Source organism: Chryseobacterium sp. OSA05B (assembly GCF_019970065.1).
Lineage (GTDB): Bacteria > Bacteroidota > Bacteroidia > Flavobacteriales > Weeksellaceae > Chryseobacterium.
In genome coordinates this window covers 69,318-94,884 of sequence record NZ_JAHXYH010000005.1, presented here as the reverse complement: position 1 = coordinate 94,884, position 25,567 = coordinate 69,318, and the positions used below count along the sequence as shown (strand labels likewise).

Genomic DNA, 25,567 nt, shown 5'->3' with positions numbered 1-25,567 from the left:
TGCTTTCCTCAAAACTCAACATTAACAAGATGAAACTTTGCGTAAAAAAAAACTTATCTCTTCCAAGTTTTGCAGGCGATCCCATACTTTCAAATCCTCAATTCCGTACCTTTTATCCTGAAACTCATTACTCATAATTCAAAACTCATAGCTTTCTAAAGACCTGTACCGCGTAACTTTATTTTTTTTCAGAAAAACGAAAGCCTATTCCGTGCAGATTTTCAATTAAAATATTCTGCTCATCCGCCAGAACTTTTCGCAGCCGGGAAATAAATACATCCAGGCTTCGTCCCATAAAATAGTCGTCATCTCCCCAGATCGCTTTCAGGATATCCTGTCTTTTAACAACAAGATTTTTGTGGCGGATAAAGTACAAAAGCAGTTCAGATTCTCTTTGGGTAAGACTGATGCTGTTTTCCGGATCCTGTAATGTATAATTCTTGGGATCAAAATCATACCTGCCGACTTTGTATTTTACCGGGGAAGTATCGGTTTTTTTAGTGCGTTTCAGGAAAACCTCAATTTTAAGGATCAGTTCTTCGATGCTGAAAGGTTTGACCAGATAATCATCGGCCCCGATTTTCAGGCCTTTGATTCTGTCTTCTTTTAAGGTTTTTGCAGAAATGAAAATAATGGGAATGTCTGAATTTTTATTACGAATATGCTCCGCGAGTTCAAACCCGTTGAGTCCCGGCATCATAATATCTAGCAGGCAGATGTCAAAACTCTGGCTGTTGAATGCATCAAGTGCGGATCTTCCATCCGGATAGCAGTTGATGTCATAATAGCTCTCCAGACTGTCCTGGATCAAAAAAGCTATGGTTTTGTCATCTTCTGCATATAAAATTTTAGATTTCTCCATACGTACACATGATTAAATTTAAGACGGGAAAAAGAGCGTCGTGGTAATTCCTTTATCGGCATTATTTTCAACTGAAATTTTCCAGTTGTGCTGCTGAACGATTTTTTTTACGTAAAACAATCCCAATCCAAATCCATTGACCTCCTCACTCTTTCTGGTGCTTACCCTGTAAAACTTGTCAAAAATATGAGGAATATTTTTAGCAGGAATACCCATTCCGTTGTCTTTAAACTTTAAATATAAACCTTTTGAATCTTTATACGTTGAAATAACAATCTGAGGCTCGGTTTCACAATATTTTATGGAATTATCCAAAATGTTGTAAATGATGTTTGTAAAGTGAAACTCATCTGCCATTACGGAAAAACTGTTTTCGATGTTGAGATCGATCGTCATATTTTCATTATTCTGCCGGATGGTGTCAGCGATTTCCTGAATAAACGGAAGCAGGATAATTTTCTGCGGTTTCAATGACAGTCCGGAAGTGTCATTTTTAGCGATATTCAGTATTTTTTCGATATGATTATTGAGCTTGTAGCTTTGATTGATAATGATGGATGTGTAAGTCTGTAGTTTGGGATTTTCCTGCACGATACTCTGCTTGTTGAGAGACTCTGATGCTAAAAGGATTGAAGATAAAGGAGTTTTAAACTCGTGGGTCATATTATTGATAAAGTCCCGTTGCAGTTCCGAGAATTTTTTTTGCTGGATAATCGTGTAGATAGAATAAACATAGACCAGAAGAATGATAATAAGGGCAAAGGTAAGTACATACCAAAACCGTAGTGAACTGATCAGGTAAGTGGTTTTGTCGGGAAAACGGATGGAAAAATAATAGATGAGATTTTTATGCTTTGGAAAATTAATCACCTTATCACTCGGGCTTTCCTGATTTTTCGACATGTATTTCCCATAGATCATTTTATCACTGTGACAGTTGTACAGGGCGTACACATAATCTGTATTCACCTGAAAACGGGTGAATTCTGTTTTCAGATAGTGTTCCAGCACTACAGGATGAAATTCATTATTGGTATTAACCACGTAATAATCATTGGCAATGATCTGTACCGGGTTTTCAGTAAAAGAAGTTTTTCCCCCGGATAATTTTTCCGCCACTTCCATTAACGCGATATTGACTTTCTGATTGAATTTTTTATCCTCAAGATTATAAGCCTGCCGGGCCCACAGAAGCTGAGCTATTAAAATCCCGATAATAGCAATGAACCCCAGCGTTATAATGATATTGAGTTTTTTTATTTTCATTTCCTGAAGCAATATTATCTAAAAATATCTATTTATCTTTGATCATTAACAACTCGTTAACAAATGTTTGATAGTGATTAACAAGTTGTATGAATCATCCGTTCTATATTTGCTATATCAAACGATAATAACCGGTTCCTTTGATTTTTATTAACTATTAAAATTTATACTCATGAAAAAATTACAAATCTCAGCTCTTTTAGCAGTGCTTGCTTTTTCACCGTTTTATGCCAACGTATTTCCTGGTGAAACAGTTTCTATCGTAAGAACAATTGCAGATGCCATTAAGTGGAAATCAGAATCTATAGACGTAGGAAACATTCCTCAGGGGAAAGCGAAAATTATCAGATTCGAATTTACGAATACCTCTTCAAAACCAATCGTTATTGAAAATGTAGCTCCATCTTGTGGATGTACAACAGCAGACTACACTAAAACTCCGATTCTTCCTGGAAAAAAAGGATTTGTAGAAGCGAGCTATAATGCAGCAGCGGCAGGTGCATTCATGAAAACAGTGAATGTAACGACCAGCGAAAGCAAAACACCTAAAACTCTTTCATTCAAAGGAGTGGTGGTTTCATAATCCGTTTTTTTTAGCAGACATTCATAACAAATACAGCAACCTTGTAATCCGTTACAGGGTTGTTTTTTTTATTTCCTTTAGAATTTGCTTTTGGAATCTGTATCAAGGTTTTAAATCTTGACACGGATTAAACGTTCGCTTAGTCGAATAGATCAGAGATCGATTCCCTCTTTTTAATCCTTAGAATATGGATAATTAATGTAAAACTTTTAGTTTAAAAAAATAGACATACTATTTTACCAGTCTTTGCACCTGTTCACTTTCCCCAGTCTGAAGTTCATTTTTATCTCAATTTTTATAAACCTGCTATTGTTCTTGTAGCTGGAAAAGAGAATCACTATTTATAACATTATGATTTATCCCATTATTTTAAAGGGCATGAATTCAATATTTAGTATTTTTAGGAAAAAATAAGATCATATGAATTTATATACACAGCCAATGTTGCGCGAAGGTGCATTACAGGATAAAGTTGCTATTGTAACAGGAGGCGGAAGCGGCCTGGGAAAAGCAATGACCAAATATTTTCTGGAACTGGGGGCAAAAGTGGTGATCACTTCCCGTAATCTGGAAAAACTGCAGGGTACTGCAAAAGAACTGGAAGAGGAAACCGGAGGAAAAGTTCTGTGTGTGGCATGTGACGTGAGAAACTGGGATGAGGTGGAAGCTATGAAAGAAGCTGCGTTAAAAGAATTCGGAAGAATTGATATTCTGTTAAACAATGCGGCCGGAAACTTCATTTCACCGACAGAGAGACTGACGCATTCAGCTTTTGATTCTATTTTGGATATTGTTTTAAAAGGAACAAAAAACTGTACCCTTTCCATCGGAAAACACTGGATCGATTCTAAAAGTCCGGGAACCGTTTTAAATATTGTAACCACTTACGCCTGGACAGGATCTGCTTATGTAGTTCCTTCAGCCTGTGCAAAAGCAGGGGTTCTGGCAATGACCAGATCTTTGGCGGTAGAGTGGGCAAAATATGGCATCCGTTTCAATGCGATCGCGCCGGGGCCTTTCCCTACAAAAGGAGCCTGGGACAGATTGCTTCCGGGAGATCTTCAGGAAAAATTTGACATGCGGAAAAAAGTTCCATTAAGAAGAGTGGGAGAGCATCAGGAGCTTGCGAATCTTGCGGCTTATCTGGTGTCAGATTATTCTGCTTATATGAATGGGGAAGTAGTGACTATAGACGGTGGCGAGTGGCTTCAGGGAGCAGGAGAATTCAATATGCTGGAAGATATTCCAACAGAAATGTGGGATGCGCTGGAGGCGATGATTAAAGCGAAAAAAACAAACTAAAACATTTTTAGTTGAAGAAGGTAGCAAGCCTGAAGCTGGAGGAGGGAAGATATTGAGACTTCAAAGAGAAACGTTAATAGTCATTTTGCTTCGTAAGTGATTGGTAAATGTGAGGTTGTAGACAAGAGACACGACTCAAATATGCATTTCGAAACTCTCAAACACTCAAATCCTCTGACTCTCAAACCCACATTGAGGTTGCTTATAGAACTTCAATTTATTAAAATTTTTATAAAAACACCCCGGAGTTGTAACGATTCCGGGTTTTTTTATAACTTATCACAGAAATAGTATAAATTACCCCCAATGAATTATAAACTTCCAGGCCTTGTGGCAGCAGCGGCCCTATTCCTTTTTTCAGGATCTGCTTTAGCACAGGAAACACCGAAATACAGTTATGTAGAGGCATTTAAGCCCTTCTTTTATCCTCAGACCGGAACAGAAACCCGTTCTGCAAGTGGGCAACCGGGACATGCGTATTGGCAGAATTCAGCAGATTATGATCTGAATGTAAGCCTTAACGAAGCGAAAAATGAGATCACCGGAACCGCTGATATTACTTACACGAATAACAGTCCTGACCAATTGGGCTTCCTGTGGCTGCAGCTTGATCAGAATTTATTTGCAAAAGATTCCCGCGGTAATGCGGTTGTTCCTCCATCAGGAAGTAGAAACGGAGCTCACGGTGAAGAACTGGAAGGCGGTTATAAAATTAAATCAGTAAAACTGGACGGTAAAGACGTAAAATATACCATTACCGATACCAGAATGCAGATCGATCTTCCGAAAGAATTGAAATCTAAAGGCGGTGTTGCCAAAATTAAAATCGAATACTCCTTTATTTCTCCTGAATATGGATCCGACAGAATGGGAGTTCATAAGACGAAAAACGGAAAGATATTTACGATAGCCCAATGGTATCCGAGAATGTGTGTATATGATGATGTGATGGGCTGGAATACCCTTCCTTACGTTGGAGCATCAGAGTTTTATCTGGAGTATGGGCATATTTCTGCTAATATTACAGTTCCTAGCAACCATTATGTGGTCGCATCCGGAGAACTTCTGAATTCTAAAGAAGTCTACAGCAAAGAAGAAAACAACCGTTGGGAGCAGGCTCGAAACAGTGATAAAACAGTGATGATCCGTCCGGAATCTGAAATCGGAAAAAACCAGGCTTCAGGGACCAAAACATGGAAATTTAAAATAGACCAGACGCGTGATTTTGCATGGGCTTCATCACCGGCATTTATTCTGGATGCTGCAAAAATAAACCTTCCAAGCGGTAAAAAATCTGTGGCCATATCAGCTTATCCGGCAGAAAGTGCTGGCGAAAAAGCGTGGGGAAGATCTACAGAATATACAAAGGCAGCTATCGAACATTATTCTCAAAAATGGTACGAATACACCTATCCGGCAGCCACCAATGTAGCCGGAAACGAAGGAGGAATGGAGTATCCCGGAATTGTATTCTGTCATATGGATTCTGCGGGGGAAGATCTTTGGGGAGTTACGGATCATGAGTTCGGGCACAACTGGTTCCCAATGATCGTAGGTTCCAATGAAAGACTTTTTGCATGGATGGATGAAGGCTTCAATACCTTTATCAACGAGTTATCCACAAAGGCTTTTAACAACGGAGAATACTACACCAAGAAAAATATTGCGAGAGCCGGAGGTTTTATGATGGGGGACAATCTTGAACCGATTATGGTAGGTCCTGATAATATGAAAGAAAGAAGCATCGGAGCTTTGGCTTACTTTAAGCCGGGAATGGGACTGCAGATTTTAAGAGAAACCATTTTAGGTCCTGAAAAATTCGACAAAGCTTTTAAAACGTATATCGACAGATGGGCTTTCAAACATCCTACACCATGGGATTTTTTCCATACGATGGAAAATGTTTCAGGAGAAGAACTGAACTGGTTCTGGAGAGGATGGTTTATCAATAAATGGAAAATCGATCAGTCTGTAAAAGATGTAAAATATGTGAATGGTGACTTTAAGAACGGAGCTCAGATCATTGTTGAAAACCTTGGTCAGCTGCCGATGCCAACGACGGTTCAGGTGAAATTCAAAGACGGGACCAAACAGATCATGAAAATCCCGGTTGAGGTTTGGAAACGTAACACGGAATGGTTGCTTAAAGTGAATTCAACTAAAGAAATTGATGAGGTGATGCTGGATCCGGATTCTATGATTCCTGATGTGAATGCAAAAAACAACGTATGGAGTTCAGCACAGGCAAAACCTGTTGAAAAGATCAATGTAAAAGATTTTACAGGAACTTATTCTATGAAAGGAACATCGGTTAAGTTGGTTTTGTCAGATAAAAACGGACAGATTTATACTAAAATTGGTGAACAGCAGGAATTTCCAATTGATTATACAGGAAATAATCAGTTTACTTTTGAAGAAGGTGAAATAACACTTGTTTTCAGTAAGGATAAAAAAGACGTTGCCTTTAAGCAGGGCGGAAGAGAATATAAATTTACTAAAGACTAAAAACATAGCTTATTCCTATTGAGAAGCCTGAACTTCATTTGAAGTTCAGGCTTTTTTATGAATAAGGAAGAGAAACAGACGTGAATGGTCAATTTTGCTTCGCATGTGAAATATGAAATTCTCCAACTCCGTGATCTGCCTCACAAAACTCAAAACTCATCACTTCCCAAAAATTAACACAAACCTCCATCAACTCTCAGAAAGATGTTATATTTTTGTTATTGTAATTTAAAAATAGGACTATGAATTTCAGATTTTCAATCTTATCCCTGTTGTTTTTTGCATTGGGATTTTCGCAGGATCTTAAAGTGATGAGTTTCAATATCAGGCTGCAGGTGACCTCAGATAAAGAAAATGCATGGACGGAAAGAAAACAGGATGCTGTAGATTTATTAAATTATTATCACCCGGATTATTTCGGTGTTCAGGAAGCACTTCCCGAGCAGATGAAAGATATTAAAGCAGGCCTTAAGAATTACGAATATGTAGGAGTAGGAAGAGATGATGGAAAAGAAAAAGGAGAATTCTCAGCCATTTTTTATGACACGAACAGACTTCAGGTCGTAAAGTCTGGAACATTCTGGCTTTCAGAAACACCGGAAACGCCTTCCAGAGGATGGGATGCTGCGCTTAACCGAATCTGTACCTATGCGTTTTTTAAAGATAAAAAATCAAAAAAAGAATTTCTGGCGATGAACCTTCATTTTGATCATATCGGAAATGTGGCAAGAGTGAAATCTTCCGAACTTATTCTGAAAAAAATCAAAGAGATGAATCCTAAAAATCTTCCGGTCACTTTAACCGGAGACTTTAATTTAACAGAAGATTCAGAGCCCATAAAAATCCTTTCGAAGAATCTGGATGACAGCTTTTATCATTCCGAAACTAAACCTTACGGACCCAAAGGAACGTTCACCGGTTTCAATGTCAATGAGGTTCCAAAAGACAGAATTGATTATATTTTCGTGAAAGGTTTTAAAATAAAGTCCCAGAGACATATCAATGACAGAAGAGAAAACCTGCTGTATCCATCGGATCATTTTCCGGTATTGGCAGAGCTTTCCTATTAATTAGCAGAGGTCGTTAGGAATAGATAATAAGGTTAAGTTTGGAAGAGGGAGGATGGAAAGTTGATATTGGAAAGTTATTTTTATCAGTTACCTTAAAAGATATGGCAAGTGTACCAACAATACACCAAACTAAATTAACAAAAATAAAAGAGAACTTGGATTGAGTTCTCTTTTTTATTAATTCATTAATTAGGAAATCACATTTTGTTCATTGATCTTAATATTTCAAGAACTTCTTCTGTGTTCATTTTGTTTTCTAATTTTTTTGTTATTTCAGCAATTTGTTCATTTATGCTATCTTGATAGATAACTTTTTGTTCATCTGTCAAACTGGCTATTAATGCATTTAGCTTAATAGCCATAATCATTGAACTCTGATAAGAATCCATAGCAATTGTTTGTAAATCCATAGTTAAAGAGTTTATAATTATACTTTAAAATATTTAAAAATTATATTATGATAATAAAAAAAATATTCACCTACATACATTGAGTGTGAAGATGTATATTCTATTCCTGATGAATTGCATACAGAAGAAATGAACGGAATATTTGCTGATGAAAGTTTTACAGTTTTACAAGCTGAATTTATTATAAAAGAAACAGATTCATTTATAGTATTAGCAAACCAATTGAATTAACTTAACTAACTTATCAACAGGTAAATATTTAGGACTCCATAGAATACCAATAGGTTGTGTTTACGTAAAAGAATTGAAATTACTTCTTTTTTGGAGTCTTAGGTGGAGATTTTTTAGGTGCCGACTTGTCAGTTTCCTTAACAGTTGTTTTAGGATGTTTCTTACCATATTCTTCTGTTACATACTTACCTGTTCCTGCGTCTCTGATCTTTGCCATAGTTTTATGATTTTAGTTTAGATAAAAATACAAATATTAATCATATAACTTAATAAAATAACAACAAAAATAAATAATTAAAGCTCTAATTAAGGAGCATTATTAATGCCCATATATTATCAATATTAAAGATTCATAATAAGATGATTTCTTAAAAGGAATCGTAAAGATAGTTGAAAGGTTAAACCTTGTAATAGGATGTAAGGGTTTAGGCAAATATTTACAATTTTATATACTTCATCAAATGAATATATTGAAGCCTTAACTAAATTAATAGAAAAGTCTAATAAATAAATTTCTTTGTCTCATTGTCAAACCATTCAAGTATTACTTTGTTTGTCGAATGAATAGACATAATTGTTAGTAAATCGATTAACTTAACTTGCAAATCTTTTATGAAAGGATGCGTGATTTCTATATCTAAATCAAAATTTATTTCTTCAGCAATTTTATAAAGATTAGAGTTAAAATCACCTTGTAGACTATACTTTGAATCAATTATAAGTTTTTCCAATTCTTCTTTAGTTAACTGTGATTTAGATTTTATCATCTCCATGTAATTATTAAAAGAAACCAAATTAGCTCGATGATACTTGGTTAAAAATTGAGATATTAATTCTACTGACATATTGTTAATATTATTTTTTAAATATAAAGATAAATAAAGCCGCGCGTAATTCTACCTTCTTACCTCGATAACTTCCAGCTTCAAACTTCAAACTTCCTGACTTGATTTCAGATCAATTTAACGGAAAATCAACTTCAAATCCAATTCCTCTCAGGGATTGGATTTTTATTTGAGGATCATTCATGAAATATTTCCGCAGACGGCTGATAAATACATCAAGGCTTCTTCCCGTGAAATAATCGTTCGTTTCCCAAAGGCTGTCCAGAATATCATCCCTTTTGATCATGGTACCGTTGTATTTCAGAAGGTACAGAAGAAGTTCCCGTTCCCTGATCGTAAGGCGTACATTGCCCTCAGGATGGGAGAGCAGCAGCTTTTCTGTATCGAAAGAATAATCTCCGACTTTGATCTGCACTGGGGTGGTTGGCTGAGTTCTTTTAAGGATATTTTTAATCCTCAACACCAGCTCTTCCGGATCGCAGGGTTTGGCAATATAATCGTCTGCTCCGATCTTCAGGCCCGTCAGACGGTCTATTTTCTGATTCTTGGCAGTAAGGAAAAGCAGCGGAAAATTATTTTTCTCCTTTAAGATTATTTTGGCTAATGAAAAACCGTCAATGGAAGGCATCATAATGTCCAGAATACCTATGTGAAAAGGAAAATCTGTACTTAAAAGGTTTACAATATCTTCCGGATTCTGAAACCAGGTAACTTCAAAATCCTCCAGCTCAAGATACTGTTTCAGGATCATCCCGAAATCCGGGTCATCTTCTGCTAAAAGAATCTTAGTTTTCATAAGGAAAAGATATTTTAAAGGTAGTTTCGGTTCTAGGAAGGCTTGAAACCTCTATGCTTCCACCGTATTTCGTGACAATCTTTTTGACAAAATAAAGGCCCAGTCCCAATCCTTTGGTGTTGTGGATATTATTAGACTGGATTCTGTAAAATTTTTCAAAAATGTGATCAAGTTCTTTTTTCTCAATGCCGCAGCCGTTGTCGGTGATCTCTATTTTGAGAGTTTGAGGAGAATTATTGATATTGATTTTCACATCGGAAGCTCCGTATTTTACACTGTTTTCACAAAGATTTTTGATGGCGGTTTCCATAAGATGCTGATCAAAAGGAAGCTCTTCTATGATTTTATTGGACAAATCAAAATTGATTTCAGGATAAGTGAAGGCCAGATCCTGCACAAAAAAACTCCAGTCTTCCGGTTGTATGGAAAGGGTTTCCTCAGAAGTTTCGTCTTTGTGAAGCTGAATCATCAGGTTTTCCAGACGGTTGATCTGCCGGTCGATGAGGGGCAGTGTTTGAGGATTCCATTCCTTTTTTAAAGTTTTTGAGGCTATTTTTAAAGTCGCGATCGGCGTTTTAAATTCATGGGAAATATTATCCACAACGGTGTGGAGAACTTCTACCTGTTTCTGCTGGCGGGCTAGATTTTTAACGGTGAAGATGTAAAGTAAGAGCACACTTGCAAGGATGGCAGCACAGCATATGGTGAGCAGGGCAAGCTCTTTAAATATGATGGTTTTGATATTTAAAATCTCGAAACCGGTATTACTTTTCAGAAGAAAAGAGTCGTTTCTGCCGGGAGTGTCATCGTTAGTCGTGGATCTTGATGTGGTTTCCCATTTTCCTGTATTGGAAATTTTAGGATTGGAAACTTTGTTTCGGGTTTCGTACAGGGTGATCGGCTGATCAATCAGGCGGGTACTGTCGGGGATATAAATGATGGAAATGTATTCTGTTTTGGTGGCAATTTTATAACCTTCTTTTTTAAAACTTGCATCTACGTAGTCGCTGAGATGCTTTTCATTTTGCTTTTTGTTCTTTTTAAAGTACTCCAAAAAATCTTTTTTACTGATCTTTTTATCATGATATCGGATTAAGATCTTCTGAATGGTGTCATCTGCTCTGCTTTTGATACCACCTAGATCTTCCAATCTGTCGGTAAAGTTGGTAAGTTTTGCATGAACATCTCTGTATATTTCGCGTTCTTTTACCTGATACGTCTTGTACATGAAATAGGCCTGTATCCCAAGCAGAAGCAGGAACAGGGCAGCGAAAAGAGCAATAAGGTTTTTGCTTTTGGTGATCATTGAAACAAAGATAAAACTTTAGGCTTTCCCTTGCTGGCATTAACCCATCATTAACCTTCCATTAACCGAAATTCTCTCTGTAAATACTGAATTTTGAACCCGGAAGCAGAGTCACATCCATGCTTTTCAGAATCAATTATGTATAAAATTCTTTTTTTCTTGCTGTTTCCAATGCTGATGTCTGCCCAAACGCAGGTCATTAAAGGTTCAGTAAACGATACCGAAGGTGGTAAAATAGCTTTTGCGGATATCACAGTTTATAATTTAAAAAATGAACGGATCAAAATCTTGACGACAGATGAAAGCGGTCATTTCATTTTAGAAGGAATTTCAGGGGATTCCATTAAAATAACTATCAAAAAAACGGATTATGTCCCGTTTGAAAAAATAGTGGATTTGCAAAATGAGAAAGAGCTTCTAAAAGTCATCCTTAAGAAAGAAGCCCATGAAATAGAAGCCGTTGTGATGACCAAGCAGAAACCTGTAGTCACCAGAAAAGTAGACCGTCTGGAATTCAATGTGGAAAACAGCAATGTTTCTTCGCTCAATGCGTGGGAGATCTTAAAGAAAACGCCCAATGTAACGATAAACAATGATGTTATTGCGATCAAAGGAGGTATGGGAATTCTGGTAACGATTAATGACAAAAAAGTAATGCTGACCGGGGATGAACTTAAAAACTTTCTTGAAAATACCCAGGGAGACGAAATTAAATCCGTTGAAGTGATCACCAATCCGCCTGCAAAATACGAAGCATCCGGCAGCGCAGTGCTGAATATTGTCATGAAGAAAAATAAAATTGAAGGCTATCGCGGAATTGTTTCATCAAAATATGTTCAGACCCAGTATGCAAAAGGAGTGGCAGGCATATCCCAATATTATAAAAAGGATAAACTTTCATTAATGGGAAGCTATTATAGAGGTTTCGGAACTTATTACCGTGAGGGAACTGATTTCGTTAATTATCAGGAAAGCCAGACCCGATGGGTGAGTACGATGAATAGGAAGGATAAGAACAAAGCACAGAATACCCTTAACTTCAATGCGGAATATGAAATTGACAGCCTAACGAATCTGAGTCTGAATTATTCAGGATATTTCAGTCCGAAATCTTTTGGAACCTACGTAGTGCCGACACTGATTTACAACAGCCAGAATATGGCTGAATCCAACTATACCACCATTAATGATCATCAGTCCAGAACGATCAATAATTCACTGAGCTTTCAGATAGACCGCAAACTGAACAAGAAGAGCAGCCTTTCATGGATCAGTTATTTTACAGGAAACAATGTGGATAAATATCAGAATGTGCTTACCCATCTAAATTTTGCCGGTGAAACCTCGAGGGATGATAACTTCCTTACCCAAAATAAAGCCGATGTCAAATTGTATTCTACACAGGCAGATTATCAGTGGAAAGATAAAAAACTGGAGGTGGAATCCGGAGTGAAATACAGTTTTGTGAAGACAATGAGCGGACTGGACTTTTCAGACAACGAAAACGGAATTCTGCAATTACGCCCGGAGAAAAGCAGTCTGTTTGATTACAAAGAACATAATTTCGCAGTCTATTCTTCACTGGCTTATAATCTTGGAAAGTGGAATTTTAAAGGTGGTCTTCGTGCTGAAATGACAGATCTGGAAGGTGTGGTTTCCGAACCTTATGAGCGGAATAAAAATAAGTACTGGAATATTTTTCCTACTTTTTATGCGCAGTATACTACCGAAAGTAAGCATGAATTCGGGTTTTCTTACGGGAAGAGGATCAGCAGACCGTCTTATTCATGGCTGAATCCGGCAAAGTCGTACTATAATTTATTTTCTTATTATCAGGGAGATCCGAAACTGAAAGCTACTATCATTCATAATTTGAATCTTACCTATTCGTGGAAAGGCTGGAATCTGGATCTGTACTACCGGAAAGAGATGTATCCGTCTATGGAAATTTCATATCAGGAACCAAGCACGAATAATCTCATCTATTATTTCACCAATATTGAAAAAGGACAGGCATTTGGAGCAAGTCTTTACAAAAGTTTCCAGATCAAACCATGGTGGACACTCATCCTTTCTGAAAATCTGGAACACAACGAAAATTATTTCAAAGGAATGGATGATCTCCTGTATAAAAATAAAGTGTGGAACTGGGTATCGAATGTTTCAACAGCTATTACTTTAGATAAAAGCAATGACTGGAAAATGGAAGTGGGGCACAAATACTATTCACCGGGGATACAGGGAACTTTCACGATTTCCAGCGCATGGTCTGCTTATTTCGTAATGAACCGTAAATTCTTTGATAAAAAACTGGAAGCCTCATTTATTGTCAATGATATTTTCAGAACCATGGGGCAGAAGGTGAGTACGAAATATGCCAATCAGGACAATTATTTCCTGGATTACGGGGATACGCAGGGATTTACTCTTTCCCTGAAATTCAATTTTGGAAACCAGGCGGTGAAGAATGCCAAAACAATTAAGAAGACTGATGAACAGGATAGATTGTAATCGGATTTCGTTTTACGGGGTGGGAGCGTCGGAGTGTTTTAGGGTTTGGGAGTGTTTTTGAGTTATAAATGATGAGTTATAAGTTTGTTTCACATTTCAATTGCGTAGCAAAATTGACGATTGATGTTTCTCAATCATTGAACCTAGCGACCAATAGTACATCCATCTTCCGGCACCCACCTTCCTTTCCAATAGATAAAAACTGATACTCATAAAACATTATTATAAAAGAAATGGCTGCCCGGTGTTACATTTTCGCTAATTTTGATACTTATTTTTAAAAATTAGAGATATGAAACGATTTCTTTATGCTCTGGCAGTTACTGTTTCGATGCAGCAGATTTCTGCACAGGAGCTTTATATGCCAAGGAATATTAAAAAAGCCTATGAAAAAGGAACCCGGGATCTTTCCGGTGCGCCGGGCAAAAACTATTGGCAGAATAAAGGAATTTATAATGTTGAGGTAAAAGTGGATGCCGGAACGAAGACCGTTTCAGGAAAAGAAACCATCACGTATACAAACAACAGTCCGGACGAGCTTCCTGAGCTGGCCATCAGATTTGTGAATAATCTTCACAAACCACAGTCACCGAGATCAGGAACGGTTTCCAAAGATTTCCTGTCTTCAGGTCTTCATATCAAATCTTTCATCGTAAACGGTGAAAAATATACGGTAAACAGCGATGACTGGGGAACCGTTGAAAAAGTAAAACTGAATAAATCCCTTAAAGCCGGATCTAAAACGGAAATCAAAATAGAATGGGAATACCCGCTTTCCATTCAGAGTGGAAGGGAAGGACAGATAGATCCTGAAACTTTTTATGTAGCTTATTCTTTCCCAAGAATTTCGGTGTACGATGATTACAATGGTTGGGATATGCTTCCTCATTCGGACAGACAGGAGTTTTATAACGACTTTAATGATTATAGTTTTACCATTTCTGCTCCGAAAAATTTTGTGGTTTGGGCCACCGGAGATTTTCTGAACCCGGATGCTGTACTTCAGCCGGAATATTTAAAAAGATACAAAGCTTCCCTTAAAAGCGATAAAGTGATCCATATTGCTTCCGAGCAGGAGATGAGGTCCGGAAAAGTAACCAAGCCTAATAAATGGAATGTCTGGAAATTCAAAGCGAATCATATCACAGATTTCTGTTTTGCATTAAGCAGTCACTATGTTTGGGATGCAGCAAGTGTTCAGTTAAAAACAAAAAGAGCAAGTGTTCAGTCAGCGTACAAAACAGGAGCAAAAGATTTTGAACAGTATGTGGAATGGATGCGCTATAATCTGGACTGGTTTTCAAAGAAATGGCCGGGTGTGGAATATCCTTATAATGTGATGACCGCTATTCAGGGATATGCTGATATGGAATATCCTATGATGATCAACGATACCAGTATTCCTGACGATCTTCGCGATGCAAGGCTTACCGCAGATCATGAGATTGCCCATACTTATTTCCCTTTTTATATGGGAATTAATGAAACCCGCTATGCTTTTATGGATGAAGGCTGGGCTACTACCTTTGAATACCTGATCGGAATTGATGAAAACGGAGAAGCTGCAGCGAAAGAATTCTATAAAAACTTCCGTGTCAAAAGATGGATCAAAGACCCTTCCGCTGAGCAGGATCAGCCTGTTATTACGATGAGTACCCAGGTGAGCGGTGCCGGATATGGAAACAATTCTTATGTAAAAGCATCGTTGTCTTATCTTGCCCTTAAAGATTATTTAGGAGACGAGCTGTTTAAAAAAGCGCTTCTGCATTATATGGACAATTGGAATGGGAAGCATCCTGTGCCGTGGGATTATTTTAATTCCATGAATACAGGTTCCGGGAAAAATCTGAACTGGTTCTTTCAAAACTGGTTCTACACAAACAATTATATTGATTTAAAAGTTGCCGGTGCTTCACAGCTTAACGACCTTCTTACTGTGAATGTAGATAATGTAGGAGGATTCGCCATTCCTTTTGATGCGGTTCTTAATTACGAAGACGGAACTGTAGAAAAGCTTCACTTCTCACCCGGAATCTGGGAGAAAAATCAGAAACAGACAGATCTTACCGTTCCTATTAAAAAGAAAGTGAAATCTGTGACTTTGGACGGAGATATCTTTATGGATTATACGCCCGATAATAACACAAGAGCATTATAAAAATAAAAAGATTACCTCGTTAAATATTTCTAACTATTTGATCTGTAAAATAAGAAAAGAGCCTGAATATAAAATTCAGGCTCTTTTTATGTAGAGTTAATTTGGTGTGTATTCTTATCTTAATCCTGCTCTTGGACCAGCCGCAGCTACTACAGCCTGCATTCTTGTTTTTTGGTTCGCAGAGAACATAAACATTGCTTTGTCATCTACATAATCCATATAATTCATAAACATCTGAGAACGGCTTACTCCTCCACAAGTTCTGTTTAAAGGATATGATGGCGTTCCGTAGTTAGGGCCAGGAGACGTTGGTGTGTCATTAGAATAATCTGTCTGGCAACCTGTATCAGATGATCCCCAAAGGTGAGGTAAGTTTAAATAGTGACCTACTTCGTGCGTAACTGTTCTTCCTAAGTTGAACGGAGCAGAAGCACCTGTTTTTCCTATGTATTGGTAACCTATTACAAGGCCGTCATACCACAATCCTGCAGATTCCGGATAGTAGGCGTATCCTAATATTCCAGGCTGATTGTTTTCATCAAGAATAGAATTCACTACCCAGATATTCATATTTTTTGTTGCGTCAGTTGGATTGATACCGCCGGTAGTTGATTTTTTCATTTCGTTCAAGTCAGATCTCCAGGCTGTTTTGGAACTTTGCTTACGGTTGGTAGCCACCAGCTTGAAACTGATTTTTACGTTGCCGGCAGCAGAAGGCTGGAATGCCGCAGGTATTTTATTGATGTCAGAATTGGTAGCACCGTAATCTGCATTCAGTACTGCGATTTGTTCTGCGATTCTGGCATCAGAAATATTTTGGGAAGAAGTATTGTAGATTACGTTGAAAACAACAGGGATTTCAACGGTTCCGTCTGCAAGTACTTTACCCATAGAAAGGTCTCTTAAAAAGTTTTCAGATTGTAATTCGTTAGCTTCGAATCTGGCTCTTAATGCAGGATCGCTTTTAAGGGCTTTTTCTCTTATAAGGTCGGAAGGGCAGGCTCTTTTTGAGGCAGCCATACCGGAAGAAGTAGAAACATCCTGTGATGCTTCGTCCTGATTGGAGAGATTATCACTGTTACAGGCTGACATGAAGCTCAGGATAAGAGCTCCAAATAATAGCTTTTTCATATATAAATTGTTAATGGTTTGGTATCCAAATTTATATTATAAAAAATTAATAAACAAGATAATTTGAAAAATATTTAAATATTTTTCATTTAATATGGTGTGTTGTTGAATATTATGTATGTTTTTGGTGATTTAGTTGAATTTTAATCATATCACCTATGTGTGTCTAATTATTTTATCCCTTAATTTGTTTTTACTGAAAATAATCCTTCAAATCGTTTAAAATGATTTATATTTTTAAGTATAAATTTCGCTTTTTAATCAACCTGCAAAACCGTTTTTAATCGCAAATACAGCCAGTCCTACACGCGTTTTCAGGTCCAGTTTATCACAAAGCTGGTCACGGTAGCTTTCCACGGTTCTCGGGCTGCAGCACATCCTGTCTGCAATTTCCTTATAGCTCAGTTCAGTTACGGTATATTTCAGGAATTCTCTTTCACGATCTGAGATTCGTATGGCGTTTTCCGTTTCTTTGTCCTTGTTCAGGTTGGAGAAGATGATTTTTGAAGCCCATTCAGGATAGAAAAACCCATCTGAATTCAATTTTGTTAAGGCTGTTTCCAGATCTTTGGGATGGGTGTTTTTCAGCAGGTATCCTTTTGCTCCGTTTTTGATCATCTTGATTACACTGTTGTCGTCACCCTGCATGCTCAGTGCCATTACTTTGATATCCGGATGATTTTGGGTAAGCCATGCAGCCGTTTCAAAACCGTCCATGATAGGCATACTGATATCCAGCAGAATGATGTCCGGAATTTTACCGTTATCTTCAAACTTCTGGATCAGATCCTTCCCGTTTTCACATACATAGATTACTTCGAAATCACTGAAATTTCCAATGATTCCTTCTAATGCTTTAGCGATAAGAACGTGGTCGTCTACAATCACTATTGTTTTTTTCATGGTTGTTTTTTTAAAATAATATTGAGGGTAGTTCCGGTGTTTTCCTTGCTTTCCAGGCTGAAGTCGGCACCTATGATCGCCGCTCTGTTTTTCATATTGGTCAGGCCGATGCCGTTGGATTTTATTTTTGTACTGTCGAATCCTGTGCCATCATCCCGGAGATTTAGTTCCCAAAGTATGTTGTCAGAAGTATTCAGTTTAATAAAGATATTTTTACAGTGTGCATGTTTGATACTGTTCTGAATAAACTCCTGGGTGATCCTGAGCAGGACATTTTTATGGACAAATCCAAGGTCAAGCTGCTTGAAATTATGTTCAAAGGTGACATGGCATCTTTTAAAAGTATTTGTATTGTCTACCTCTTCCTGGATCAAAGTTACGATTTCCTTTTGATTGATGTTGTCATCTGTCAGTGTTTTTGAAAGGCTTCTGAGGTCCTGCAGAGACTGGTTGATGATTTGGGAAACCTGATCAATTCTTTCGCTTACCTCGGGAACCCTGTTTTCGTACAGGAGCTGTTGGGTATAGAGGCTTACCAGCGTCAGTTTCTGGCCGATATTATCATGAAGTTCACGCCCGATCTGCTGCATCGTTGCCTGCTGAATTTCAAGCTGGGTAGCCAGAAGTTCACGCTTGTGAATTTCGTTTTTTACTTCAATTTCATTCATATATTCTCTCTTCCTCTGCTTGTACTTTCTGATGTATACCATGACGGCAGCTACAAACAGCACAAAGAAGATGTTGAATAGAATAATGGTGATTATGAGCTCCGTTTTCCCCATATGAATGAAATTGAGAATAAAAGATACATTGTAATTCCGGATACCAGAAAATAATTAAAATACATATCCCACAGTTCTTTATACTTGGCCAGAAGACTGAAAAATGTCCAGAATGGCAAAGTTCCAATGTAAAATAAAGTTACCCCTAAATTAATATAAAACATTTTATTCTTGCTGAAGTTTAAAATTTCAGTAGAATTAATCTGTTTGTAGTATTCCATGATCACTAATATCATTAACATAAGACATCCAAATGTATAGTTGAAGGAGAAAATGATTTTCTTAGTGGTAAAGAATATTTCGCTGGGTAGAAATGACAACAAATACAGTCCTGATAAGGTGTAGAAAAGTTTAGGCCTTTCCAATGATTTTGCGGCATACAGCCAATAAAAGAAAAGGAATTCAACCGGAATGACAAAATAATTAAAGAATTTTGGTTTGTCATATTCTATCACGAGATGTCCCCATTTTCCCATTACCTCACATAAAAACATAAGAATAAGATAAAAAGAAAAATACTTCCAATATCTGTCCGTATTACCACGGTTATAGTAAATAATGGATATTAGGGCAGCAAGTCCTTCTACCCAGATTAGGGATTCCTGAAGTATCTTCTGAAAATCAGTCATGTTTCGTATCGGGTGAAAAATATATTATTAATTAGGAAACTGTTCAACTTTTGTATTGTGTGGCGGAGATAATGTGCCGTGATTTTCTGCAAGAGTTTCAGGCGGAAATGTCTCGCCGTCACCATCACCGTCACCTTTTGAAGCCATGGCTAAAGTTGATCCCCCAATTAAAGGACAGAAATCATAGTCCAGCATTTCACCGTTTTCATCTGCTTTCTTTAAAGTAGGAACCATCACCAGGGTGTGTCTCTCTGCATATTCTCTTTCTACCGGATGGTTTTCCATAATGCCCCAGTCTTCTGCTTTAGGATAGGCAGCATAATAGAATCTGATACCCAGATCAGCTTCAGAAACTTCAGGGTTCACTTTTGCCGCTTCATTTTCTATACACGCAATAAAATTTTTCAACTTAGGAAGGTCAAACCATATGGCATGGGAGTCGGTAATTCCCAATTCTTTATTTACGGCCTGCATCTGGTTGTCCCTGTAGTTGGAAATCAACTTCTGAACAAGCTCTGAGGCAATGGTGTTTATCCCGGAAACGGCTTCAAGGGTTCCGTCTAAAGTAGGTTTTGTTTTCATAACGTTAGTTTTATAAAAGAATGTTAGTTAGTAGTGCAAATTTCGGAATTTTTTATGTTAAGTGGCATGTGTTTTTTCCCCTTAATTTTCCGTGTTTTTACGGATTGCAAATTAGGCTATAAAACAATAAAGTCCCCAAATAATTTGAGGACCCTATGGTTTGTTTGGGTGGTTATCTTTATAGTAATCTCAATCCGGCTCTTGGACCATTAGCCGAGATGGCAGCCTGCATTCTGTCGTTCTGTTTTTTTGTAAACATGAATAAGGTCGTTTCATCAGAATAATCCATATAATTCATGAACATAGTAGAACGGGATACGCCGCCGCATGTTTCCATTTTCGGATAGGAAGGAACACCTCTGTGGTTAGTGATCTGCTGTGGAGTATCATCTACGAAGTCATTTCCGCAGTTAGCATCACCCCAGATGTGTCTTAGGTTAAGATAATGCCCTACTTCGTGTACCGTTACTCTTCCTTTATTGTGAGTGGCTACTGGTCCTCCTTCACCTACATATTCATCCATCATGACAACGCCGTCATTCCAAAGACCTGCAGATTCAGGGAAAGTAGCATATCCAAGTACGTATCCGGTTTGGTATGGCATATAGTTGACTACCCATATGTTCAGGTATTTGGTAGGGTCTGTAGCGTTAATTCCTCCTGTTGAGGTTTTTTTCATATTATCATTAGGAGCCCAGTTGGAGGTTGTCGTAGATTTTCTGTTGATCTGAGCCAGTCTGAATTTAATCTTCGTATCTCCGGCATTCACAGGTTGAAATGCAGAAGGAATGTTGGATACATTAGCATGAGTGGAAGCGAAAGCTTTGTTCAGTACATCGATCTGTGAGTTAATTCTTGTATCAGATACATTATTCGTTGAATTGGTGTAAAGGACATTGAAAATAACCGGGATTTCTACACTGCCGTCAGGAAGCACTTTGCCCATTTTCTTTTGCTCAATGTAATCTGCGGTGTTGTTTTCGATCTGAAGCATACGTTGTGCTGCGTCAGGATTCTCTGAAAGGAATTTTTGTCTCACTAAATCCGAGCCGCAGATGGCTGTTGATTTATCTGCCATGGCAGACTGATCCTGAGCCTTGTTTTCATTGGTGAGATTTTCGGATTCGTTGTTACACGACACGAAAAGAGTAATCAATACTCCTAATACTGCTTTTTTCATAATATAAATGGTTTGTGGTTTGAATGTGTCACAAATGTATGAAAAATATGTATTGATTGATTATTATGTGGTGTTTTAACATTATTTATTGTTAAATCGATATTTTAATGAAGTTTAAATTATTCGTTAAATTATTTATTTTATTGAAATATTTTAACCATTCTATTAATATATAAAATTGATAGACTATATCTTTTAAATTCCTCGAAAAATAATAATTTACGTTAAAAGCAAAAAAAAACCGGAGAAAAAATCTCCGGCCTGTGTTTTATATGCAAGGATATTTTTTACGGTCCCTGCAGATATTTCCTGTTGAGCAGCAAAGCCCGGTCGGGCAGTTCATGTCAATGTCACATTCTGTAATGACAGCTGTTCCGCTACCGCTGATTTGCTTTAAATCATTTCTTTTTAACTTTTTCATACGATGATTTTATGGGTTAATCAATAAGGCCGGGACGACATTCAAGTTGTCCGCAATTAATGTTGATCTGTGAGCAGTGTTCCGTTGCACAAGTTCCGCTGGTGGAGCCATCAGGGTAAATAAATATGTTGCATCGGCAGTCAATTTTTCCTCCTAAAATGGTTTTTAGTGAGCTTCTTTTTAGCTTTTTCATGTTGATTTTGTTTTAGTTATAATTTGTTTGGTTGTCTAAATGTACAAATATTTCACCATATTTAGATAAATGCAGATTGAATAAAAAATAAGTGATGCAGATTGGGGCTGCACCACTTACTTACAAAAATAATATATATGAAAAAAACTACTTTATTGATCTGCCGGTCTGAATACCAAACCGGTTTCTTCGAAATAATCTAAAGTGATTCTGTCACCTTCATTCACCGTTCCTGCAAGAATCTCTCTGGATAATTTATTTAAAACTTCCTGCTGGATCACTCTTTTCAGTGGTCTCGCTCCGAAAGAAGGATCATATCCTTTATTCATCAGATAATCTACCGCGTCCTGAGTGGCTGTCATGATAATGTTTCGTTTCGCAAGCATATCATTATAACCTCTCAACTGATACTGAACAATTTTTCCGATCTCTTTTTTGTTTAAAGGCTGGAATAATACCACTTCATCAATTCTGTTCAGGAATTCCGGACGTAGCGTCTGTTTCAGAAGATCAAAAACTTCATCCTTGGTTTTGCTGACAATCTGATCTTGATTCTCCTCAGTGATCTCTTCAAAATTCTCCTGGATCAGATGTGAACCTAAATTGGACGTCATAATAATGATTGAATTCTTAAAATTCACCACACGTCCTTTATTATCCGTCAGACGTCCGTCATCCAATACCTGAAGTAAGGTGTTGAAAACATCCGGATGCGCTTTTTCAATTTCATCCAGAAGAACCACAGAATATGGCCTTCTTCTTACTGCTTCCGTCAGCTGTCCGCCTTCATCATAACCTACATATCCCGGAGGAGCCCCTACCAGTCTGGAAACGCTGTGTCTTTCCTGGTATTCACTCATATCGATTCGGGTCATATTATTCTCATCATCGAATAGATATTCAGCCAAAGCTTTAGCAAGCTCAGTTTTACCGACACCCGTTGTTCCTAAGAATAAGAAAGATCCGATGGGTTTTTTATCATCACTTAATCCGGCTCTGTTTCTTCTGATGGCATCCGCAACCGCTCCAATGGCTTCATTCTGTCCTACAACACGGTGGTGAAGTTCAGCTTCAAGATTCAACAACTTCTCTCTTTCGGACTGGATAAGCTTGGTAACAGGGATTCCCGTCCATTTTGCAATCACTTCAGAGATATTTTCAGAAGTTACTTCCTCTTTAATTAATTCATTCTGATGGTTCTGCATCTCAAGTTCCAGTTTCTGCAGAGCATCTTCTTTTTCTTTTATTTTTCCGTACTGAATTTCTGCAACTTTCGCATAGTCACCTGCTCTTGAGGCTTTTTCTGCTTCCAGTTTTAAAGATTCAATATCTTTCTTAATCTGTGTTAAATCCTCAGATTTTTGTTTTTCCTTCAGCCACTTGGCATTGATCTCATTTCTTTCCTCAGAAATTTTTGAGATATCTTCTTTCAGGTGATCGATTTTGGTCTGGTTGCCTTCTCTTGAAATAGCGGCCAGCTCAATTTCCAGTTGCATCAGTTTTCTGTCCAGTACATCCAGTTCCTCCGGTTTTGAATTGATCTCCATTCTCAACTTCGCTGAAGCTTCATCAATAAGATCAATCGCTTTATCCGGTAAAAACCGGTCTGAAATATATCGTTGAGACATTTCCACCGCAGCAATGATCGCTTCGTCTTTAATCCTTACTTTGTGGTGAGCCTCATATTTATCTTTAATTCCACGAAGAATCGAAATCGCAGACTCTGTATCCGGTTCTTCCACCATTACTTTTTGGAAACGTCTTTCCAGTGCCTTATCTTTTTCAAAATACTTTTGATATTCATTTAAAGTCGTAGCACCGATCGCTCTTAATTCTCCTCTTGCTAAAGCAGGTTTCAGAATATTGGCCGCATCCATCGCTCCTTCACCGCCTCCGGCTCCTACCAGAGTATGGATCTCATCGATAAAAAGAATAATTTGTCCTTCAGACTTGATGACCTCATTCACCACAGATTTCAAACGCTCCTCAAATTCACCTTTGTATTTGGCTCCGGCAATCAATGCACCCATGTCAAGTGAGTACAACGTTTTGTCCATCAGGTTTTCAGGAATATCTCCCGAAATAATTCGGTGGGCGATACCTTCGGCAATGGCTGTTTTACCTACACCCGGTTCCCCGATAAGGATCGGATTGTTTTTTGTTCTTCTCGAAAGGATCTGAAGCACTCTTCTGATTTCTTCATCACGCCCGATTACAGGGTCCAGTTTTCCTTCCGCGGCTAATTCATTGAAGTTTTTAGCATATTTATTTAAGGACTGGTAAGTCTCTTCCGAACTCGCAGAAGTAGCTTTGCTTCCTTTTCTTAATTCTTTAATAGCACCTTCCAAAAGACTTTTGGTGACACCCATATCCTTAAGCATTTTAGATACTTCAGAACTGGTTTCCAGTAACGTAAGCCATAAATGCTCAATCGTTACATATTCGTCGCCCATTTTCTTGGCAATGTTCGGGGCATCCAGCAATACTTTGTTCGCTGACTGGGAAAGATAAATATTTCCTCCCTGAACTTTTGGAAGCTTTTCAATATTCTCACGGTTGCGCTCTCTTACCAAAGCAGCATCTGCTTCAGATTTTTTTAATAAGAAAGGCGATATATTTTCATCTACCTGAAAGATCCCTTCAAGTATATGTTGTGGCTCTATACTCTGATTGCCAAATTCCAGAGCAGTTTGCTGTGCCGCCTGGATGGCTTCCTGTGATTTTACAGTATATTGGTTTAAGTTCATATTTTTTATGTTTTTTGTAATAATTTGTTGTTGGTTGTGCGTTAAAAAGACATCAAGAAACTGAATTTTGAGGCCCGGTTTCTTAATGCCATCAGTTATTTAATCATTTAATCGATTACCTTACCGCAAAAACTGTTCAATTATTAAATTTACAAAAAAAATGGACAAAATTTCCGGATTGTTTATTTTTAACGTTAAATTAACTTGACAAAATTTCCGATTCTTTTACATTTGCTTTGAAATAATGGAAAAACCGTCATAACCAGAGAAAACATAAAATGGAAAGAAGTAGAAACTTCTGGATTTAACGGCTACTGTATATAAAATTAACCTGAAATTCCTCTCCGCCGGAGGGGTGACAAATTGAAGACTTGACGTGGTGGTTTAGCAAAACTCCCGCTTCAGTGTTTAAAATCATAGTGTTAAATTAATTTTTTTAACCTTAGAATAATTACTTTTGCATTTTACAGATGGAACTTAAAGAAAAACAAAGGAAAATTTTAGACGTAGCCGTAGAACTTTTCAAAGAGAAAGGGTATATGGGCAGCTCGGTAAGAGATCTTGCCACAAAACTTAATATCAAAGCTGCGTCGCTGTATGCCCATATCCGCTCAAAGGAAGAAATTTTGGAATGGATCTGCTTTGGTATTGCACAGGATTTTTTTGATGAACTCCAGGAAGTGAAAAATACCGACATTGCTCCAAAAGATAAACTCAATTTATTTTTAGACAAACATTTATCGGTCGTTCTCCAAAACCGGGATGTTACCCATATTTATTCCAATGAATGGAGACACCTTGAAGAAAGACTTCCCGAATTCATAGCACTGAGAAAGAACTATCAGGATGAGGTAGAACAGTTGATTTCTGAGATCTACGAAGCTGAAAAATGGGAATTGAAATCACCGACTTTTACGACAAGATTTATTCTTCATACCCTTAATAATTCCTATTTCTGGTTCAAAAGAAATACAGAATCCACTTCTGAAATTACCGATGAAATAAGGGCTAAGCTTCTATACGGGCTGTTGGGCAATCAGAAACAATAATTTTTTTACCGCAAAGGGCACAAAAGTTTTTAAAATGTTTTAATTATTTTTAAAACTGAATACATTACGCGTATAAAGTATATTTAAGCTTTTATTGAAATCTTT

Annotated in this window: 22 protein-coding genes; 7 read left to right on the top strand and 15 right to left on the bottom strand. The window is 37.5% G+C overall.

Translation table 11 applies throughout. From position 1 onward, the window contains the following. Positions 1-178 precede the first annotated feature (178 nt). Positions 179-862, bottom strand: a complete 684-nt coding sequence (locus tag LC419_RS18560) for a response regulator transcription factor (protein ID WP_223608756.1) — start codon at positions 860-862, stop codon at positions 179-181. An 18-nt stretch (positions 863-880) separates the two neighbouring features. Beyond that, positions 881-2,128, bottom strand: a complete 1,248-nt coding sequence (locus tag LC419_RS18555) for a sensor histidine kinase KdpD (RefSeq protein ID WP_223608755.1) — start codon at positions 2,126-2,128, stop codon at positions 881-883. Between the two features lie 172 nt (positions 2,129-2,300). Between LC419_RS18555 and LC419_RS18550 the strand changes: the two genes are divergently transcribed. The 4 genes from LC419_RS18550 (at position 2,301) to LC419_RS18535 (ending at position 7,588) form a co-directional block, all read left to right on the top strand. Then, entirely contained in the window at positions 2,301-2,711 is a 411-nt protein-coding gene (locus LC419_RS18550) for a DUF1573 domain-containing protein (RefSeq protein WP_223608754.1), read from the top strand. A 420-nt stretch (positions 2,712-3,131) separates the two neighbouring features. Continuing rightward, entirely contained in the window at positions 3,132-4,013 is an 882-nt protein-coding gene (locus tag LC419_RS18545; RefSeq protein ID WP_223608753.1) for an SDR family oxidoreductase, read from the top strand. 306 nt (positions 4,014-4,319) lie between these two features. Beyond that, positions 4,320-6,518 (top strand): M1 family metallopeptidase, encoded by a 2,199-nt coding sequence (locus LC419_RS18540; protein WP_223608752.1) that lies wholly within the window; start codon positions 4,320-4,322, stop codon positions 6,516-6,518. Positions 6,519-6,760: 242 nt separating this feature from the next. After that, complete coding sequence (locus LC419_RS18535) at positions 6,761-7,588, top strand: endonuclease/exonuclease/phosphatase family protein (protein WP_223608751.1); 828 nt, start codon at positions 6,761-6,763, stop codon at positions 7,586-7,588. A gap of 197 nt (positions 7,589-7,785) precedes the next feature. On the opposite strand, the gene LC419_RS18530 is transcribed toward LC419_RS18535, so the two are convergent. The 5 genes from LC419_RS18530 to LC419_RS18510 form a co-directional block, all read right to left on the bottom strand. Next, positions 7,786-7,998, bottom strand: coding sequence for a hypothetical protein (locus LC419_RS18530; RefSeq protein ID WP_072924944.1), 213 nt, complete (start codon positions 7,996-7,998; stop codon positions 7,786-7,788). Positions 7,999-8,308: 310 nt separating this feature from the next. Then, complete coding sequence (locus LC419_RS18525; protein WP_072924947.1) at positions 8,309-8,446, bottom strand: multidrug transporter; 138 nt, start codon at positions 8,444-8,446, stop codon at positions 8,309-8,311. Between the two features lie 283 nt (positions 8,447-8,729). After that, on the bottom strand, positions 8,730-9,074 hold the full coding sequence (locus tag LC419_RS18520; RefSeq protein WP_090025283.1) for a hypothetical protein: 345 nt from the start codon (positions 9,072-9,074) through the stop codon (positions 8,730-8,732). A gap of 112 nt (positions 9,075-9,186) precedes the next feature. Beyond that, a complete protein-coding gene (locus tag LC419_RS18515; protein ID WP_223608750.1) occupies positions 9,187-9,870 on the bottom strand; it encodes a response regulator transcription factor in 684 nt (227 codons plus the stop codon). Beyond that, the gene (locus LC419_RS18510; protein ID WP_223608749.1) at positions 9,860-11,176 is read right to left on the bottom strand and encodes a sensor histidine kinase KdpD; all 1,317 of its coding nucleotides are present in this window, start codon (positions 11,174-11,176) and stop codon (positions 9,860-9,862) included. Before LC419_RS18510 ends, LC419_RS18515 begins: the two co-directional genes overlap by 11 nt. 138 nt (positions 11,177-11,314) lie before the next feature. Here LC419_RS18510 and LC419_RS18505 point away from each other — a divergent pair, with 138 nt between their 5' ends. Continuing rightward, complete coding sequence (locus LC419_RS18505) at positions 11,315-13,687, top strand: outer membrane beta-barrel family protein (protein WP_223608748.1); 2,373 nt, start codon at positions 11,315-11,317, stop codon at positions 13,685-13,687. A gap of 292 nt (positions 13,688-13,979) precedes the next feature. Then, positions 13,980-15,845, top strand: a complete 1,866-nt coding sequence (locus tag LC419_RS18500; protein WP_223608747.1) for a M1 family metallopeptidase — start codon at positions 13,980-13,982, stop codon at positions 15,843-15,845. Positions 15,846-15,959: 114 nt separating this feature from the next. On the opposite strand, the gene LC419_RS18495 is transcribed toward LC419_RS18500, so the two are convergent. From LC419_RS18495 to clpB, 8 genes are all read right to left on the bottom strand, one after another. Further along, positions 15,960-16,976 carry a zinc metalloprotease gene (locus LC419_RS18495; RefSeq protein ID WP_223608746.1) on the bottom strand — a complete coding sequence of 339 codons (1,017 nt, stop codon included), beginning with the start codon at positions 16,974-16,976 and terminating at the stop codon, positions 15,960-15,962. 261 nt (positions 16,977-17,237) lie between these two features. Beyond that, on the bottom strand, positions 17,238-17,879 hold the full coding sequence (locus LC419_RS18490; RefSeq protein ID WP_223608745.1) for a response regulator transcription factor: 642 nt from the start codon (positions 17,877-17,879) through the stop codon (positions 17,238-17,240). Further along, positions 17,876-18,661: a sensor histidine kinase gene (locus LC419_RS18485; RefSeq protein ID WP_223608744.1), complete on the bottom strand. Its 786-nt coding sequence runs from the start codon at positions 18,659-18,661 to the stop codon at positions 17,876-17,878. The genes LC419_RS18490 and LC419_RS18485 overlap by 4 nt, the downstream gene beginning before the upstream one ends. Further along, on the bottom strand, positions 18,640-19,290 hold the full coding sequence (locus tag LC419_RS18480) for a hypothetical protein (RefSeq protein WP_223608743.1): 651 nt from the start codon (positions 19,288-19,290) through the stop codon (positions 18,640-18,642). The genes LC419_RS18485 and LC419_RS18480 overlap by 22 nt, the downstream gene beginning before the upstream one ends. 27 nt (positions 19,291-19,317) lie before the next feature. Then, the gene (locus LC419_RS18475) at positions 19,318-19,872 is read right to left on the bottom strand and encodes a hypothetical protein (RefSeq protein WP_223608742.1); all 555 of its coding nucleotides are present in this window, start codon (positions 19,870-19,872) and stop codon (positions 19,318-19,320) included. Positions 19,873-20,050: 178 nt separating this feature from the next. After that, positions 20,051-21,052: a zinc metalloprotease gene (locus tag LC419_RS18470; protein ID WP_223608741.1), complete on the bottom strand. Its 1,002-nt coding sequence runs from the start codon at positions 21,050-21,052 to the stop codon at positions 20,051-20,053. A gap of 268 nt (positions 21,053-21,320) precedes the next feature. Beyond that, entirely contained in the window at positions 21,321-21,473 is a 153-nt protein-coding gene (locus LC419_RS18465) for a hypothetical protein (protein WP_223608740.1), read from the bottom strand. A gap of 345 nt (positions 21,474-21,818) precedes the next feature. Beyond that, entirely contained in the window at positions 21,819-24,413 is a 2,595-nt protein-coding gene (gene clpB, locus LC419_RS18460) for an ATP-dependent chaperone ClpB (RefSeq protein ID WP_223608739.1), read from the bottom strand. A gap of 470 nt (positions 24,414-24,883) precedes the next feature. Between clpB and LC419_RS18455 the strand changes: the two genes are divergently transcribed. Beyond that, positions 24,884-25,462: a TetR/AcrR family transcriptional regulator gene (locus tag LC419_RS18455; protein WP_223608738.1), complete on the top strand. Its 579-nt coding sequence runs from the start codon at positions 24,884-24,886 to the stop codon at positions 25,460-25,462. Positions 25,463-25,567 lie beyond the last annotated feature (105 nt).